Raw genomic sequence first — 15,167 nt, forward strand, 5'->3', positions numbered from 1 at the left:
ACCGAAGCAAATGCTCGGAAGAGTTCCGGAGATAAGTGGGCGGACAAAAAGTGTGGATAGGCGGATAGGGACTTGTCGTTATAGTGTGTTAGGATTACAAAGGAAACGAAAAGCGAGATTTTGTTGGATGCACAGAACATATAAGTATAAGGCGTGGATTGTCAGCCCGGATGAAGAGGTGGCCCTTGAAGCCGCGCAGCGGGTGTTTTACGAGTTTGAAAAGGCGGCGCATCTGGATGAGATCGTTGCTGCACGCAATCACGTCTATGAAAGCCTCGCAGATTTGTGGACACCGAACCGGCAGGATCCTATACGATGGCTGCAAACCGAGCAGCGCCGGGTCATGGCCAGGCGGAAAAAGTCCAAACCGTTAAAAACGCTGGAAGAACGGAAAAAAACGGGAGATAAGGGCGTCATTTTCGGAGTGTTTCATACCAGAGCCGTACAAAAAAACTGGAAGGAAGTCATTGAACACAGCCAGAAAAAAGGTAATACCGTACTGGTAACAACAAACCTCGTCGGAGAAAAACACGGCCATCCGGTCTATGAAGTGCAAATGCCGCTTTGGATGGATCGGGAAAAAGAACCCATGAAATTCCGATTTATCATGCACAGGCCGTTCCCGGATGACGGAACCATCTATCGGTTCTTTCTGGTGGCATGGCCCAAGATTCGACGGGGGAAAAGGATAGGATGCCGCTGGGAAATGGGCGTGCGGGTCGAAATGCCGGAGCCGGAACAGCGTCAGCCGCGTAGAGTAGGGACATGGCAACCACGTTGGCACGCGGAGCCGGATGGTCGTGTTCTGGTTGGTGAGTTACATATCGAATATCTCGACCGGACATCCAAAGTCATCCCATATCATCTACCGGCAGGTGTCATCAGCCGTGCCAGAAAAGCCCATCACCTATCCATAACCGGGGCGGATACCGAGATATACCACCATTTTGTGAACTGGCGGCAGGATCAGTATTTCAAGATAGCCAAAGACATTACACATCGGGTGGATCTGATAAAGGCGATCAATGCGAACACCAATCTGGCCACCCGCGACGATCAGCCGCAGTATCGGGCTTTTGTGTCGTCAGGAAAGCTGTCTGCGATGATCGTGGCTACTTGCAGGAGAGAGGGATTGATCATTTCACGCTAAAGCGGGCAGGGCTTGCCTTGCTATGGCTTTAACTTTATAGTGTATTCATAAATAATTTTTCAGGTGTTGGGCCGTGGAAACAATCCATCATCAAATCCCGGAGAAGGCGAGAAAGCATCATCACTACGGGCTGGTTTTGTTGGGTTTTGGTGGTGTAAGCCTGCTCATTTCCGTTGGGCTTTTCTGGGCACTTCAGACGGGGATACTCTATTGGATCATGATGTTGATCAAAAGCATTTAGAAGAGGAAGCGCAAAAACTGGTGGACCTTCCGCCAGTCCAGTTTGCCGGATTTATCATGACCATGATGTTTAGCAAGATCCTGCATCCCAGGGGGATTCGCAATATGACGGTCATTGTAGATGGTAGTGTAATCTCTATGGGCGAAAAAGATTTTATGCAAAACATCCGCGACGCAAGAACAGCGTTGAATGGAGAAATTGCAAAAAATAAGGGGAAATCCTGATGTTCGGAAAAAAGAAAGTGCCAGAGAAAGCTCCGGCTCAACCGCAAACGGAAAACACCTCTGAAGATAACGAATCCCAAAAGGCACCCGCACGAGCACCTATCAGCGGAATCGCTGGCGGAAACAGTAAGGTGAAAGCCAGCAAGAAAAAGGTGATCTGGGGAAGCCTCGCCGTTCTAGTGGTAGCTATCATGATCGCCAACAAGGTGATGGTGCCCAAGCATCCCGATGACGGCGTGGTAAACGGGCAAACATCACAGGGTTCGGCCCTACCGCATCTCCATACGGACGCAAAGCCGCAGGCTGAAAAAACAAAACAAAACGCCCTGCCAGCGGCTCCTGCCAATGGCGCATTGATGGCAATGAAGCCATTGGCAAAGGCAGCGACACCAGAAACCGCGCCTGAAACTGATCCTGTTCAGGCCATACAAAATATTTTAAGTGCCGCCAGCAACGGATCCGCTACCGTGGTTCAGGTGTGGCAAGGACCGGGAAACCTCAAAGGTGTCGTTTACAAAGACGCCAATCAGGAAGAGGGCGTGGCCTGGGTGAATGTGGCGCACAAACTGGTTTTGATCGGCACGCTCGTCGGTGCAGATGGCAAAAATTACAACACCTCAGCCGATTTCGCATTGGCTGCACAAAAGCCCTCGATGCAGGTGTCGCCAGCATTAGGCTCTAAAGCCACATCTGACACATCATCAAAGGCAAAGCCGGTAAATACTTTGATGAAACTCAAAAATGGCGGACAAGGCATCCTCGTAGGATCCACCGGACCCGTCATTACCGCTTACATAGATCCCAACAGCGAAATAAGTCATCGACTCTATAAAGCCCTGGAATCTGCCGTGGATACGGGAAAAGTACGGGCGCGATATGTCCTGGTCGCCCTCAAAAATCAAGGGAGCATCAAAAAAGCCGAAGCTATCCTGTCCGCACCCTCTCCGGAGAAGGTTTTAAGCCAAGACGAGAGGCTGGGGAAGAAACGGGCAAATAGTAGCTGGTCCGGCGGCATTCGCGGCATTCAAGGCAGCATCTATATGGCGCAGGAAGTCAACAGTAATACCGCATTACTGGCAGATGCAGGTTATATCGGGGATCCCGTGGTGATCTGGTGTGATAAAGCCGGGAAAGCACAGGTTTCCACCAATGATGGAGCCGTGGGTGACATCGCCGCCATTCTCAGCGCAGCAGGAAATTGCCGTTGAAAAAGCTGGTTGAGTTCTTCGCCGGAACCCTCGTCGCCGTGTTGGTGTTGTTCGTGGCGTGGGTTTTCTTGGCGGGAGCACCCGATGAGCGCATTGATCGGGCCTGCCGGCCAACCGTGTGGGTTGGCAAGATATTCAGCTCGGCTTCAATGGCTGCCGATACTGATTACAGCGGTGGCATCAGCTGCGGATTCAGTAACTTTGACAAGGGGTGCCAGCTCACTATCTGGGATTATTTCTACGCGCAGAAGTGGTGCCTGTCCCATCCCGGAAAATTGATACCTGGAGATCAGTATGACCGTTGCCCGGTGGCAAATAATGAGGAGGATCGTTAAGTGGCGCTGGATCGTTTTGCTCCTGGCCGCAGGCTTCGCCTGGCACACCTGGGAAAGCGCCTGGGTGCCCGGTGCTATGTTGCCCTGTTATCAACAATATCAGAAAGATCCTTACAAAGAGGCGCTGGACTGGCAGATGAGTCATCCACTTTGGACGGGCATCTATTCCGGAATGGCGTTGGGCTTCTGGCCAGACGGTTACGCAATCCCAAAGGGATGCAGCTATGTGAACGAAGGAGCAGGGGTTCCACCGTGGGCCTATACACCCTTCGCTCATGCGGCTTTTCCGGCTTTCCGGGTGTACGCCACAGCATTCACATTCTTTTTCGTGTGGCTCTATGGGGTGGTCTTGGCATGGGTCTTTCGGCCTGCGCCCAATTACAGCATAAGCTCGAATTGGCAGCAGGCGACCAACAAGCTACGGTCCAAAAGAGCGGCGGATACGCCGGGGAAAATATCCCCATCCACTACACCGCCCAGCCCAGACTCGGAAACAGTTGGCAGGGAAGCGTCGGCAAAAGAGGACTCGCCCGCGTGATCGTGCAGAAAAATCCCGCTATCGTGGTTTCACCAACGCCGAAGCCCCTTTGGTTGCAGGCCTATCCGAAAGGCTATCACCCGAATCAGGAAGCGACAAAGGTGACGCTGCACAAAGCACATCCGTTCAAGATTCCTGAAACCTGGTTTGACAATGGACAGAAGCACGCAGCAAAGCAGCCGTCTGTTGTTCAGACAGCGACTCATGCAAACCCCTGGCACTGCCAGCCCGCGCATTTACCCTGCGGAAAAGCTCGCACCGATTACTGGGCCTGCAAGAAGCAGGATCTCGGTACGAAAGGGGCCGAGACAATAGAAAACGTAATCAAGCATTGTAAGGGCAATCTCAAGGAATCCTGGGGAAGCATTACTTCCCAAGGCGGTGCCCATTGAAAACCGTACAGATTCCCGGCCATGTGGACGATCAACCGATGATTCTCTTCTGGGAAATGGACGAAGTGGCCGTCGGCGCAATGTTCTTCATTATTGGATACGTCATGCGCGAACTGACCATCTGTATCGTGCTGGCGTTCATCATGGTCAAGCTGTTTCAGGGCTGGAAAAACAATCAGCTTAATGGGGTGTTGATTCACATGAGTTATAAGTTCGGCTGGTGGCGACTCAATGAGGTCTTCAAGAACGGCAACATCAAGGAGTGGATTTCTTAATGAATTTTGATCTGTTCCGTAAGAATCTCGACGATCTCGCGTCCAAGTCACGGATACTGGTCGGATTGGTTGTCTTGCTGGCCGTAATTATCGGGTTTGAAGGCTGGGTCATTGCCACCCAAAGCACGCGGATCGTCATTGTCCCGCCTTACCTCAACCAGTCCGTCAAGGTCGGATATGCCACTGCAGATGATGCCTACTACGAAAGTTTCGGCCTTTATGTGGCGGAATTGGTCGGCAATCTTACGCCCGGTGACGCCCAATATGTTGCTAAAGCATTGGGAAAGCTGTTTGGCGCGAATGCTTATGAAGATGTCAGAAGCAAGGTGATGACTTCAGCGGCAGAAGAAAAAGCAGATGATGCCAATTTTACTTTTTCCGCCCGCAAAACCATCTGGCAGGCTGCAAATCACACGGTTTTTGTGGAGGGCGTACTGCATCAGATCAATTCCAGCGGGGAAACGGTAGAGAAGTTGCCGTACACCTTCCAGATGCAGGTACGCATCGAAGCCGGACAGCCGGTGCTATCCAGCTTTGAACCCTATCCCGGATCCGCTCATACGATTGCGTGGGAGATCAAACATCAGCCCAAGAAAGCAGGGGGTAAAAGTTGAAGAAAGTGCTCGTTCTCGCGGTGCTGGCCACATGCCCCGCTTTGGCCTGGGCAGGCGTAGTTCCGCCGCCACCCGGTCAAACACCCGAATCTGCGATGGATGCAGGGGCCGTCATGGGGCAGCATACGCAATCCCAGTTGAATCATTTTTCCGGGCAAGAGGCGTTTGCTCAAGGAGCCAATAACGGTTCCGGACAATTTCATCTGCCGACCAGCCCCATTCACGGGGCCGCACCGGTCAGTCCGGCTTTCAGGGGAGAGGGACGCATCCCGGAATCCGCGCCACCTCCGCCGACCAGCTCGCATTTCAATCAGGCGAGCAGGGGACAGCCGGTAATCCCTGGAAATCCGCCAGCCACTTATCCGCATAACGGATATGCGCCCCCTCCGAGCGGGGCTAACCCTGAACAAATCCATCAGGCGGCCATGAACGTCAACGGGTATAGCATTGACAGCGGGATGGTCCCGCACATGAGTTTTGCCCAGGCTAAAAAGGACAGCACACCCGTCGTCGGCAAAACCATCCGGGTGCAAAACGGCGTGACTTATGGGGTACCAGTATCCGGGGTGTCGCCGAATCTGTTTATTACACCGTTCCGAGATCCGCAGATTATTGTGGGCAGCACCCGATATGCCAAGCGTATCCGGCATGGCCGGGATCTGATTATCAGCTCCACCTTGAGTTTTCCGGTGAGCGTCTATATTACCGGAAAGAACCCACATGATCCGGTGGTGTCATTAACACTGATTCCGAGTAAAAGGCCCGCAAAAACCTATCATCTGGTCATTCCCGGATTTGTGCCCGCACAGGCTCCGACGGCCCCAGAACATTCTTCACACGCCAGCCAGATGGTCGCCCTCATGCGGGATGCCGTCATGAAACAGGTGCCCGAAGATTATCGACAGTCTCATCGGATTCCACCTCTGGCCGCTGCCATTCCCTTATCATGGTCAGCACGGATGCGCTGGGTCGGTAATCATCATCAGATTGTGGAATACCGGATCACTAACCACCTGAAGAATAAAGTCACGCTGACAGAAAACGACTTTTACACGAAGGGGGTGCTCGCGGTTTCACTCTACCCGCATCATCTTCTGTATCCCGGTGAGAGCACCAAGCTCTTTCTGATAGAAACATTACCGCCGTCCAAGCATGGCCTGGGGGCCGTATGGCGCTGACACCGAAAGACCGTTTACGCCTCTGGTGGAAAACCCAACCGCCCAAGCGTAAGCAACAACTCAAGTTTACAGGTCTGGCGGCGGGCGTCATGGGGGCCGTCATTGTGGGTTCACAAATGTCCGGTACCGGCGATCATGCTGCCCAGGAAGCGGCGCTCAAAAAGGCCGAAGCCACCAGTAATCAGGTGTATATCGAGCATCCCAAGTCCATGAGTCCGAAGGAAATGCAAAGCGAGATCAACAACCTGAGCAACCAGATGAAAAAACTGGTGAAGTTGGATGAAAACATGACTGGGCTGAAGAAATCCGAGATCAATGATTTGAGTCAGCACGTCAGTAAAAAGCTGTTAGAGCAAATCGCCAAGGATCGCGGAATAGCCGTGGCGACCACAAACAGCAATCCCGACATGGTTGGTATGAAAAATGATATTTCTGCCCTTCAGAACGAGATTTCCGAATTGAAGTTTGAAAGGCGGCAAGCGCCTTACACACCAACCACACACGCGCAGGTCTTTTATCCGGCCCAGATGCCACAAGTGTTGGGAGCGAATACGCCATCAGAGAACGAAACCAGTAACGGACCTGCTGTACCCAGTAATGGGGTACCCAAAGCCCCTGCAGCACCCAGCAAGACCGCTTTGCAGTTTCATCACGTCAGCAAGCTGAAGCATGTGAGCCATGTCGTGACGGTGAAAAGCAAAGAAGGCGTGTATTTGCCCGCAGGGACGATTCTTTCTGGCGTGTTGCTGACCGGCTTGCAGGCGGGAACCGGGCCACAGGCCCATTCCAACCCACAGATCGTGGATATTCGCGTCAAGCGTCGCGCCGTTTTGCCGAATGGCATTCGGGCCAACTTCTCCAGTTGCTTCATCATCGCATCCGGATACGGGGATATGTCCACACGAAGAGTGTATTTGCGTGCAAACATGCTCTCTTGCGTGCGTAGGCGGGGCGGCAAGGTGATTACTGCGCCGATCAAGGCGGAGGTCGAAAGCGGCGGTTTGCTCGGCGTGCCCGGCAAGGTCATTTCTCATCAGGGACCAGTGATCCTGAAGTCTCTGTTAGCCGGGATTTTCTCCGGACTCGGCAATGCCGTGCAGCCGACCAGCGTACAGGGTTTGAACCTTAATCCGACCAGCGGATCGGCGGCAGGTTTTCAGGCGTTCAATCCGTCCTATATGGGCGAAAGCGCCCTTGCGGGGGGTATCAGCACACCGGCAGGCGAGATCTCCAAGTTCTATCTGCATGAGGCAGAATCTCTCCTGCCCACCATTCAGATCAATCCCGGCGTAGCGGTCGATCTGTTCCTGGTGTCGGGAGCCAAAATACATACCGATGGCGAAACCCCCGGACAATTAGCAGAAGCCAGTTATGCCGCTGCATCGTCGATGAATAACCAGGCGATGCCGCAGCAACAGACATCTGCGGCGGATACGGAAACCTCTCCCTATGCGGGGACGGGGCAATCCAGCGCCGTCAGCGCGGCTTTTCCGAATCGAGAAACCGTGCAGCGTGAAGAGCAGAACGGACAGACACCGAATCTGAGGGGGCAGCCTTGAAAACACAAAATATGTTATTGAATCGTGCCTGGATATTGCTGGGTGTGACGGCAATGCTGGCAGGTTGTGCGGCTGCACATCCCTGTATCCACGGCAAGGGCGGGGTCTGCCTCAATGCGCGGACCATGTACGGCGTGACCAACCATCGGGATCAGGTCAACCCCGATAAAGAAACCCTGCACGAAGATGCGCTGGCAAGAAAGCTCCTGCGCGAGCCACCTTCTTTGGCCGATAAAACCCCGAATTTACACCCCGAATCCACCATGGATTCCGGGTCCGTAGTGCATACATCCAACGCGGGTGTACCGGGTGGAACCCCCGGATCGTTGTTGGCTCCCCTGCAGTACCCCAGGCCGCTGATCACGCAGCCCAGGGTGTTGCGGGTGTGGGTCGCACCCTACCGTGGTCCGGAAGGCAATCTGCATTTTCCGGGCATGGTGTATTCCATTCTCCATCCACAAAGCTGGAATTTCCAGGCGGGTTCTGCCCGTGTGCCAGTACCTGTGGACTGAGGTGGGTTTCGTTGGCTTCCTTTACTTTCAGGAGGATTTTATGGAAGCAGCAATGCAGTCAACCGCAATGCGGAATTCGTTGTTCATGGAGAAGATGAATGGTCTTCTGAGCAACAAAAAAGTCGCCATCGCAGCCGTGGTCATGCTGGTCACGGCACTGTCTATGCTCGTCATGGCCCACGCTGGTACGGGTGGTAGTTCTTTCAAATCCGTAGCGACCCGAATTGAAGGCTGGGCGCAGGGTGATCTGGGTCTGGCCATTGTCGCCGGTGGTCTGATCTTCGGTGTGGCGTCCATGGTCTTTACGGGCCGTGGTACGGTTCTGGCCATCGTCGTCGGTGGTGCCGTGGCGCTGTATTACGGCATCCCAGTGTTGGTCAGCATCTTCGCCGCAACCGGTGGTAACAGTGTGGCCAAAACCCTCGTGGTTCACGGCGCACACATGGCCGGCGTGCTCTAAATGCGGTCTGGACCAACGCGGTCCCTGGTCGGCGGCCTTGCCGCTGGCCTGCTTCTCACCTCGTCTGCCTGGGCGATGGCGGGAACCATACCGCAAAGTTATCAGGCCGGAGCCAAAACCATTGTGGCCATGAGCCACGGTCAGGCTAAAATTCTTCGCACGTTCCGCGCAAAAGCCGGACTCAACGGCTATGCCGTGCAGCTTTCACTGGGACATGCGCTGGTGATGTTCACCAGTCCGGACGGTAAATACGTCTTCATGGGCGGCATCTTCGACAAGGCGGGCCATAACCTATCGGTTTCCTATGCCCATCAATATTTGCCGAAAGCGGATCTACCCCAAAAAATCTCCCCATCAGTCATGGGTAAGGCGGTCACACAAACCACGAATTTCCTGATTGGAAACCCAAAGGCCACAAAACAAGTGTGGTTCGTCGGAGATCCCAACTGCATTTTCTGCCATTTGACCTATGAGCATTTGCTGCCCTATGTCAAAAAAGGGGAACTGAAAATCCATCTGATCCCCGTAGGATTCCTGAAGCCTTCATCAGCACCCAAGGCGGAAACCATCCTGGCCGCCAAGGATCCCGCAAAGGCCTGGGCGTATGACGAAGCGCACTTCAACGCCACAGAGGAAGAAGGCGGTACCGTGCCATTGGCCAAGATTCCGGCGGATGATCAGCGTGATATTCAGGCAAATAACGCCTGGATGAATCACCACGGCATCCACGGCACACCGTTCCTGGTGTACCAGAATGCTCAGGGACAATGGGCCGTCAATCCGGGTATGCCGGAAGATACGGACGCCTTTATCAAAGGCATCGAGGGCTGATTCGTGGCACAGGAATCCCAGGCTTTTCTCTCCACCAGTGATCGGGATGGCCCGGTCACTGATCTGCTGAATGATCTGTTTCATCAGGGGGCGGAGGATGGTTGGTCGGATCTGCATTTTGAAACGCAACTGGATCAGTCCATGCGGATTCGGGCGCGGATTCGCGGGACACTGACAGAACTTGAAGTCATCTCCCCGCACAAAGCCATATTGCTCCTGGCGAAACTGCGGTACCGGTCCAAACTCCCCGTCGATGAAACACGGAAGGAGCAGGACGGTAGATTCGTGCAGGAAATCGAAGGCAGACGGGTGGAAGTCCGGCTGAATATCGTCCCGACCGTGAATGGCGTTTCTGCGGTGTGCCGATTGCTGGATTCCAAAAATGCGGGACTGCCCATTGAAAAACTCGGTATGCCGCCAGCGGTAGAGGCATTGTATCGCTGGGCGCTGCAACAGAAAGAAGGGGCCATCATTGCCGGTGGACCAACAGGGTCCGGCAAAACGACCACACTCTATGCCGGTATCGGCGCGATTAGCCGTCCCGACAACAAATTCATTACCGCTGAAGATCCCGTGGAGTTTGTCTTGCCCGGAATCCAGCAAATCCCCGTAGGATCCGGAACCGGAAGATCTTTCGCCAGCGCGATTCGCGCCATGATGCGACAGGATCCTGACGATATTCTCATCGGCGAAATACGCGACGAAGAAACCGCACAAATGGCGGTCCGTGCAGCCATTACCGGGCACAAGGTGCTGGCGTCCATTCATGCCAATTCCGCCAATGGCGTTTATGCGCGTTTGCATGATCTGGGTCTGCCCATCCATTTAATGAAAGCGGCGATTCGCGTCGTTTTCGCGCAAAGAATCATCAAGTGCGTCTGTCCGCATTGCGCCCATGCACAGCCTGTTCAATATCCGGAAATTTTTGAAGGTAGCGGTGTGCCCGTGCCGGATACCGAAATGATCGGGAATGGTTGCGAACATTGCCACGCTACACCGGGTTACGCCTCGCGCCGGGTGCTCTTTGAAGCAATCCGGTATGACAAAGCCTATAGAGAGGCGCTGGGCGATGAGGAGGCCATGCTTGCGGCGGCACAAAAACAGCCACAATTCGCGCCCCTGATTACCTGGGGCGGTCGCCTGGTACATGAGGGGATCACTAACAGCAGGGCATTGTTCGAGGGGCTTTCTGATGTGGAAGATTAAAAGCCGTCGCAAAATCGGCACAATCATCCTGAGCCTTGGCTTATTATGCGCGACACCAGCATGGGCCATGGACAGTCTGGATGGTCTGGGTTCATCGTCAGATCTGGGCGGAGCCGGCATGGGGATGTCGGGAGAGAGCGCGGATTCCATGCCACACTTCCAGCCCTATCGCACCGTGCATCTTCCGGGGATGCAAAGTGCCGTGATCGAGGCGATGGCTTATGAGTGCCCGTTCTGCCGGGCGCTGAATGGTGAAATTTTGCGGTGGGCGCAAACCTTGCCCGGTGATGTGCATTTTCAGCAAATGCCAGCGGCAGTAGGCAAGGCGTGGATCCCCATGACCCGTGCTTTTTTTACGGTTGAGGGTTACAACCCCGCTTTGCTGCCGCGTTTTGACCAGGCGGCCTTTGCCGAAGTCCAGGACCGCCATTCGCCCTACTGGAGCCTCGATACCTACCGGATTGCGGCTGAAGATGCCGGAGTGCCTGCAAAAATTTTTGCCATTGGTATCCACCTGGAACCCGTCAAACACATGGTTTTCAGGGATGTGAAAATCATGGCCAAAGCCAAAATCAGAAAGACACCCTCACTGATTATTTGCGGCCATTACGTCCTGAATCCCGGTGACGTACAGGGTAATTACAGCGAGTTCTTCCAGATGGCCAATGCGCTGGTGTCGCGTTGCATCACCGAAAACAAATTAGGAGGCCATGCTTGAGTGCGCTCAATGACCAACTGTACCGACTGCTGGACAGACACAGCCTCGATACGATGTTCCCCTGGTATGCCTGGGACGAAAATCTCAAGCTGGTATTTATGGCGCATGGATATGTCGGGTGCGTGTTGGCCTGTAATCTGTTCTCCGGAATGGATGACAGCATCACCGAAGAACTGGAATCAGCCTGGTCGATGAATCTGCCCCCGGATACATTTATCCAGATTATCGGGATGAACATACCCGATGTGCAGCAACAAATGCTGCAGTACCAGTTTGCTCGCAGCGAAATCGCTAATGATGCCGGGTTGAGCGATGAACAGCGCAGTCTGTTGAGTGGAATCACCAGGAAGACGGTCGAATACTACGACCAATTCCACGCGGCTGAAGAACCGATTTTCCGGGATTCGGGTGTGCCGCTGACTGAGAGCCATGTTTATATCGCCATCAAGATGCCGGTTGCGGAGTATCCCACCGATGACGAAATTCAGATGGTTCACGAGCGCATTACGTCCTTTCAGTCGAGCATGAACAGTTTTGCCCCGCAGCGCCTTTCCAGAGAGCGGACGCTGGCCCTGTGGCGGAGATTCGTCCATATCCGGGGAAGCTGGTTTGACGGGGCGGATCCGCATCAGCTTTTGCGCGATCAGATTCTGGGGCCAGGGGATGCCGTAGATGATCGCTCCGACCTGTTCTCCATTGAACATGGGGACGGAATGCGTGATGTCATCAAAATACTGTCGATCAAGAGTTTTACCCGACCCATCAGTGTGGCGTCCACAAACTTTCTGATGGGAGATCCCTTGGGGAAGGGGGGGCAATTACTCACGCCCGCCGCCGTGGTCTTGACGGTTCGGCTTCCGGATCAGGTCAAAAAAAGAAATGAATTGAACAGTAAGCAGGTGATCACCAACATGCAGGCACGGGGCCGCATGGCTAAATGGTCGCCTCGGTTGGGAATGCGGAAACAGGGGATAGACTTCCTGATTCATACGTTGGATAGCGGCGAACATGCGCTGGAAATGAATCTGACGGGAGTTATCTGGGGTAAAACAAAGGAGGAAGCCGACAAAGCTGCCAAAGCATTTATTACCAATGGTGCCAAAGGCGGTTTCACTTTTTTGGAAGACAATTTTCTGGCGTTGCCCATGTTCCTCAACGCACTCCCGCTTTTCCCGGATGAACAAAGCCTGTTCATGACTAAGCGGATGCTATCTGGAACAACCGCGCAGGCTGCCGTTTGTGCGCCTTTGTTGGTGGACTGGACGGGAAACGTCCAGGATAACCAGCGCATGACGGTCCCCGGTGCAGGAACCATCTTCATAACGCGCCGTGGGCACCCGCTGTTCTTTGATCTCTACGCCTCCGAGTCCGGTTATAACTTTGTACTGGCTGGACGCACGCGCTCCGGCAAGTCCGTGACCGCGCAGCAGATCATTACCGATCAACTCAGTCTGGGTGCCCAGGCCTGGGTAATCGAAATAGGCCGGTCTTTTGAAAAGCTCTGCACCATGTTCGGCGGCGATCATATTGATCTGCGGCCCGACATGGAAATCGGTCTAAATCCGTTTTCCGTGGTGGACAATCTACATGATGAAATGGACGAGCTGGTTGGCATCTTCGGCACCATGATCTCCCCCAGTGGTCAGTTGAGCGACCGCGATCTGAATATTATCGAGCTGGCCATCGAGTCCATCTTCGGCAATATGGGCAAAGACGCGACCCCAACGCACATGGCCGAGTATCTGGTGGCCCAGGACAACGATAATCGTGCCATCGAGATGGGTAAAATGCTCCATCGCTTCACCGACCACGGTGCTTATGGGCACTGGTTCAACCTGCCGATGAGCGTCGATCTTCGTGGCCGCTTTGTGAACCTGGAACTCAAGGAACTGGAAAATCGCAAACATCTGCTCATGGTGGTGCTCATGCAGATGATGTTCGCCATTGGCCGTGAAATCGGTCGGGGCGATGCCGACGGAGCACATAGACGCCGCGTGCTGTTCGTGGACGAAGCCAGCGTCCTGCTCCAGATACCGACAGCGGCAAAGTTCCTCGAAGGGCTTTCCCGTCGCGTTGCCAAGAATCGCGGATCACTGGGCTTGGGACTGCAGGGGCTTCGGGATCTGTATATGAATGATTATACGCGGGTGATTGCCTCGCAGACCGCACATTTTTTGGTGATGAAACAGCATCGGGATGTGCTGGCACAGCTTGAGAAAGATCAGCTTTTCGCAGTTGGCGCATCTGCCTATGAAATGATGCGAAGCCTGAGAAAAACCGGCGAGTATGCAGAATGCTTCATCATGAGCGAAGACCAAGTGGGTGTCGGGCGGCTGAAGCTCGATCCTTACCGCCGAGTGCTGTACGCAACAGACGGCCCGGAAAAAGAGGATGTGATTGCTGATATGCGTCATGGTATCTCTCCAGATCAGGCTATTCTGAATTTTCTGGAAAGCCAGAAGACGTATATCGCTCAACAAGAGCTGGCCCCGGAAGAAAATGATCCGGAAGACGCCAAAGGCGAGGATCTGGATTATCTGCAATCCATCACGGACATAGAGCACCTGGCGGAACAGGAAAAAGCCGAACAGGAAAAACACGCATCTCAAGCGGATACGACTAAATCTGGCAGAAAGAGGCACAAATGGAAGATTTTTTAGACAGGCCTGAAGCACCCGAATCCTCTGAGGGATCTAAAATCAGTACAGACCGGACAGAGGGCGCTGGCGGGAAGGTCGGCGGCGATTCAACAAAGCCCACATTACGGGATCGCTTTGCTTACCCGTTGATGTTGGTTGTCGGAGTTGTGGCCGCCGGAGGGATCTCTTTTCTGGTGCAGTCGGGAACCTTGCCGTGGTTCTCTGGGCAGACGCATAAAATCGCCGCAAGCAGTGCGCCACGCAATGTGCCGGTGGTGTATATCAATACCGGAAAGATCATGGCCGATGTCATTAAAACGCAGGTGGATAGCGGAACCATGACCCGTCATGAAGCCGCAGAAATGGGGCATGTGATTGGTCAAACCATACAGGAAGTCGCCGCCCATTATGCCCGTCAGGGTGATCTGGTACTTTCCCGCAACGTGCTGGCCGCCCCGCAGGGGAATAACGTGACGGCCATTGCCGAAAAGATCGTGAAAGCGCGTCTGGCGGAGGAGTTTGGTCGTGGCTGACGGATCCATGCCTGCCGGCTGCAAGCCTGCTGGACTGACGCTGAAATCGAAGTTTGTCCTGATTATGGGGATGGGGGCCGTTGCCCTGTTTTTCGGTATGTTTCTGGGACCGGGTATTGCCATGCACTACGGCATATCCATGGATCCGCAATACCAATCCTGTCTGCCCTGGTCAAATTTTCTGGTGCAGTATGGACAAACAGATCCGAAGCCGGGTGAACTGGTCCTGTTTCATGACCGAAAAATAGACATTATCTCCGGTGGAAAGCGGATTGAGGTCGTCAAGATGGTCGCTGGGGTTCCGGGGGATCGTGTGAAGATCACACCGGACAGAATTTGGATTGCCGGTCCATCCGGCCCGTATCGCTACTGGGGAAAACGCTGGTTGATGCCTTGGGTGCATTACCGGCACCTGAAGGTCTTGCCGCCGGAAACCATGACCATTCCCAAAGGGAAATATCTGTTGATGGGGGTAACGCCCGGTTCCTATGACGGGCGTTACTGGGGACTGGTGCCCGCGAAAAACATTACTGGCAGGGCCTGGGCCTTATAGG

The 15,167-nt window shown here is 54.0% G+C and carries 17 protein-coding genes; all 17 read left to right on the forward strand.

The window, feature by feature from the left end; genetic code table 11:
- Positions 1-127 precede the first annotated feature (127 nt).
- The 17 genes from HJG40_RS07045 (at position 128) to lepB (ending at position 15,166) form a co-directional block, all read left to right on the forward strand.
- A complete protein-coding gene (locus HJG40_RS07045) occupies positions 128-1,150 on the forward strand; it encodes a hypothetical protein (RefSeq protein WP_215863527.1) in 1,023 nt (340 codons plus the stop codon).
- 66 nt (positions 1,151-1,216) lie between these two features.
- Positions 1,217-1,615, forward strand: a complete 399-nt coding sequence (locus HJG40_RS07050) for a hypothetical protein (protein WP_215863528.1) — start codon at positions 1,217-1,219, stop codon at positions 1,613-1,615.
- A complete protein-coding gene (locus HJG40_RS07055) occupies positions 1,615-2,823 on the forward strand; it encodes a hypothetical protein (protein ID WP_215863529.1) in 1,209 nt (402 codons plus the stop codon). Before HJG40_RS07050 ends, HJG40_RS07055 begins: the two co-directional genes overlap by 1 nt.
- On the forward strand, positions 2,820-3,158 hold the full coding sequence (locus HJG40_RS07060) for a hypothetical protein (RefSeq protein ID WP_226857272.1): 339 nt from the start codon (positions 2,820-2,822) through the stop codon (positions 3,156-3,158). Before HJG40_RS07055 ends, HJG40_RS07060 begins: the two co-directional genes overlap by 4 nt.
- A 354-nt stretch (positions 3,159-3,512) precedes the next feature.
- A complete protein-coding gene (locus HJG40_RS07065; RefSeq protein ID WP_215863530.1) occupies positions 3,513-4,088 on the forward strand; it encodes a hypothetical protein in 576 nt (191 codons plus the stop codon).
- The gene (traL, locus tag HJG40_RS07070) at positions 4,085-4,363 is read left to right on the forward strand and encodes a type IV conjugative transfer system protein TraL (protein ID WP_215863531.1); all 279 of its coding nucleotides are present in this window, start codon (positions 4,085-4,087) and stop codon (positions 4,361-4,363) included. Before HJG40_RS07065 ends, traL begins: the two co-directional genes overlap by 4 nt.
- Entirely contained in the window at positions 4,363-4,977 is a 615-nt protein-coding gene (gene traE / locus HJG40_RS07075) for a type IV conjugative transfer system protein TraE (protein WP_215863532.1), read from the forward strand. Before traL ends, traE begins: the two co-directional genes overlap by 1 nt.
- 5 nt (positions 4,978-4,982) lie before the next feature.
- Positions 4,983-6,155, forward strand: coding sequence for a type-F conjugative transfer system secretin TraK (locus HJG40_RS07080; protein ID WP_368355914.1), 1,173 nt, complete (start codon positions 4,983-4,985; stop codon positions 6,153-6,155).
- Positions 6,146-7,714 (forward strand): TraB/TrbI/VirB10 family type IV secretion system protein, encoded by a 1,569-nt coding sequence (locus tag HJG40_RS07085; RefSeq protein WP_215863533.1) that lies wholly within the window; start codon positions 6,146-6,148, stop codon positions 7,712-7,714. The genes HJG40_RS07080 and HJG40_RS07085 overlap by 10 nt, the downstream gene beginning before the upstream one ends.
- Positions 7,711-8,226: a type IV conjugative transfer system lipoprotein TraV gene (gene traV / locus HJG40_RS07090; RefSeq protein ID WP_226857274.1), complete on the forward strand. Its 516-nt coding sequence runs from the start codon at positions 7,711-7,713 to the stop codon at positions 8,224-8,226. The genes HJG40_RS07085 and traV overlap by 4 nt, the downstream gene beginning before the upstream one ends.
- 94 nt (positions 8,227-8,320) lie before the next feature.
- Positions 8,321-8,686: a conjugal transfer protein TraA gene (locus HJG40_RS07095; protein ID WP_226857275.1), complete on the forward strand. Its 366-nt coding sequence runs from the start codon at positions 8,321-8,323 to the stop codon at positions 8,684-8,686.
- The gene (gene dsbG / locus HJG40_RS07100) at positions 8,687-9,517 is read left to right on the forward strand and encodes a thiol:disulfide interchange protein DsbG (protein WP_215863534.1); all 831 of its coding nucleotides are present in this window, start codon (positions 8,687-8,689) and stop codon (positions 9,515-9,517) included.
- Between the two features lie 3 nt (positions 9,518-9,520).
- Positions 9,521-10,723, forward strand: a complete 1,203-nt coding sequence (locus HJG40_RS07105) for a GspE/PulE family protein (protein WP_215863535.1) — start codon at positions 9,521-9,523, stop codon at positions 10,721-10,723.
- Positions 10,710-11,441: a thioredoxin domain-containing protein gene (locus tag HJG40_RS07110; RefSeq protein ID WP_215863536.1), complete on the forward strand. Its 732-nt coding sequence runs from the start codon at positions 10,710-10,712 to the stop codon at positions 11,439-11,441. Before HJG40_RS07105 ends, HJG40_RS07110 begins: the two co-directional genes overlap by 14 nt.
- A complete protein-coding gene (gene traC / locus HJG40_RS07115) occupies positions 11,438-14,101 on the forward strand; it encodes a type IV secretion system protein TraC (RefSeq protein WP_215863537.1) in 2,664 nt (887 codons plus the stop codon). The genes HJG40_RS07110 and traC overlap by 4 nt, the downstream gene beginning before the upstream one ends.
- On the forward strand, positions 14,086-14,613 hold the full coding sequence (locus HJG40_RS07120; RefSeq protein WP_215863538.1) for a hypothetical protein: 528 nt from the start codon (positions 14,086-14,088) through the stop codon (positions 14,611-14,613). Before traC ends, HJG40_RS07120 begins: the two co-directional genes overlap by 16 nt.
- Complete coding sequence (gene lepB / locus HJG40_RS07125; protein WP_368355908.1) at positions 14,606-15,166, forward strand: signal peptidase I; 561 nt, start codon at positions 14,606-14,608, stop codon at positions 15,164-15,166. The genes HJG40_RS07120 and lepB overlap by 8 nt, the downstream gene beginning before the upstream one ends.
- Position 15,167 lies beyond the last annotated feature (1 nt).

It is taken from the genome of Acidithiobacillus concretivorus, assembly GCF_018853445.1.
Taxonomy (GTDB): Bacteria; Pseudomonadota; Gammaproteobacteria; order Acidithiobacillales; family Acidithiobacillaceae; genus Acidithiobacillus; species Acidithiobacillus concretivorus.

What these genes read in the sequence shown, in the direction of transcription:
- HJG40_RS07045 (WP_215863527.1), top strand. Translation starts at nt 128, where the DNA reads ATGCACAGAACATATAAGTATAAGGCGTGGATTGTCAGCCCGGATGAA.
- HJG40_RS07055 (WP_215863529.1), top strand. Translation starts at nt 1,615, where the DNA reads ATGTTCGGAAAAAAGAAAGTGCCAGAGAAAGCTCCGGCTCAACCGCAA.
- HJG40_RS07065 (WP_215863530.1), top strand. Translation starts at nt 3,513, where the DNA reads ATGGGTCTTTCGGCCTGCGCCCAATTACAGCATAAGCTCGAATTGGCA.
- traE (WP_215863532.1), top strand. Translation starts at nt 4,363, where the DNA reads ATGAATTTTGATCTGTTCCGTAAGAATCTCGACGATCTCGCGTCCAAG.
- HJG40_RS07085 (WP_215863533.1), top strand. Translation starts at nt 6,146, where the DNA reads ATGGCGCTGACACCGAAAGACCGTTTACGCCTCTGGTGGAAAACCCAA.
- HJG40_RS07095 (WP_226857275.1), top strand. Translation starts at nt 8,321, where the DNA reads ATGAATGGTCTTCTGAGCAACAAAAAAGTCGCCATCGCAGCCGTGGTC.
- dsbG (WP_215863534.1), top strand. Translation starts at nt 8,687, where the DNA reads ATGCGGTCTGGACCAACGCGGTCCCTGGTCGGCGGCCTTGCCGCTGGC.
- HJG40_RS07110 (WP_215863536.1), top strand. Translation starts at nt 10,710, where the DNA reads ATGTGGAAGATTAAAAGCCGTCGCAAAATCGGCACAATCATCCTGAGC.
- HJG40_RS07120 (WP_215863538.1), top strand. Translation starts at nt 14,086, where the DNA reads ATGGAAGATTTTTTAGACAGGCCTGAAGCACCCGAATCCTCTGAGGGA.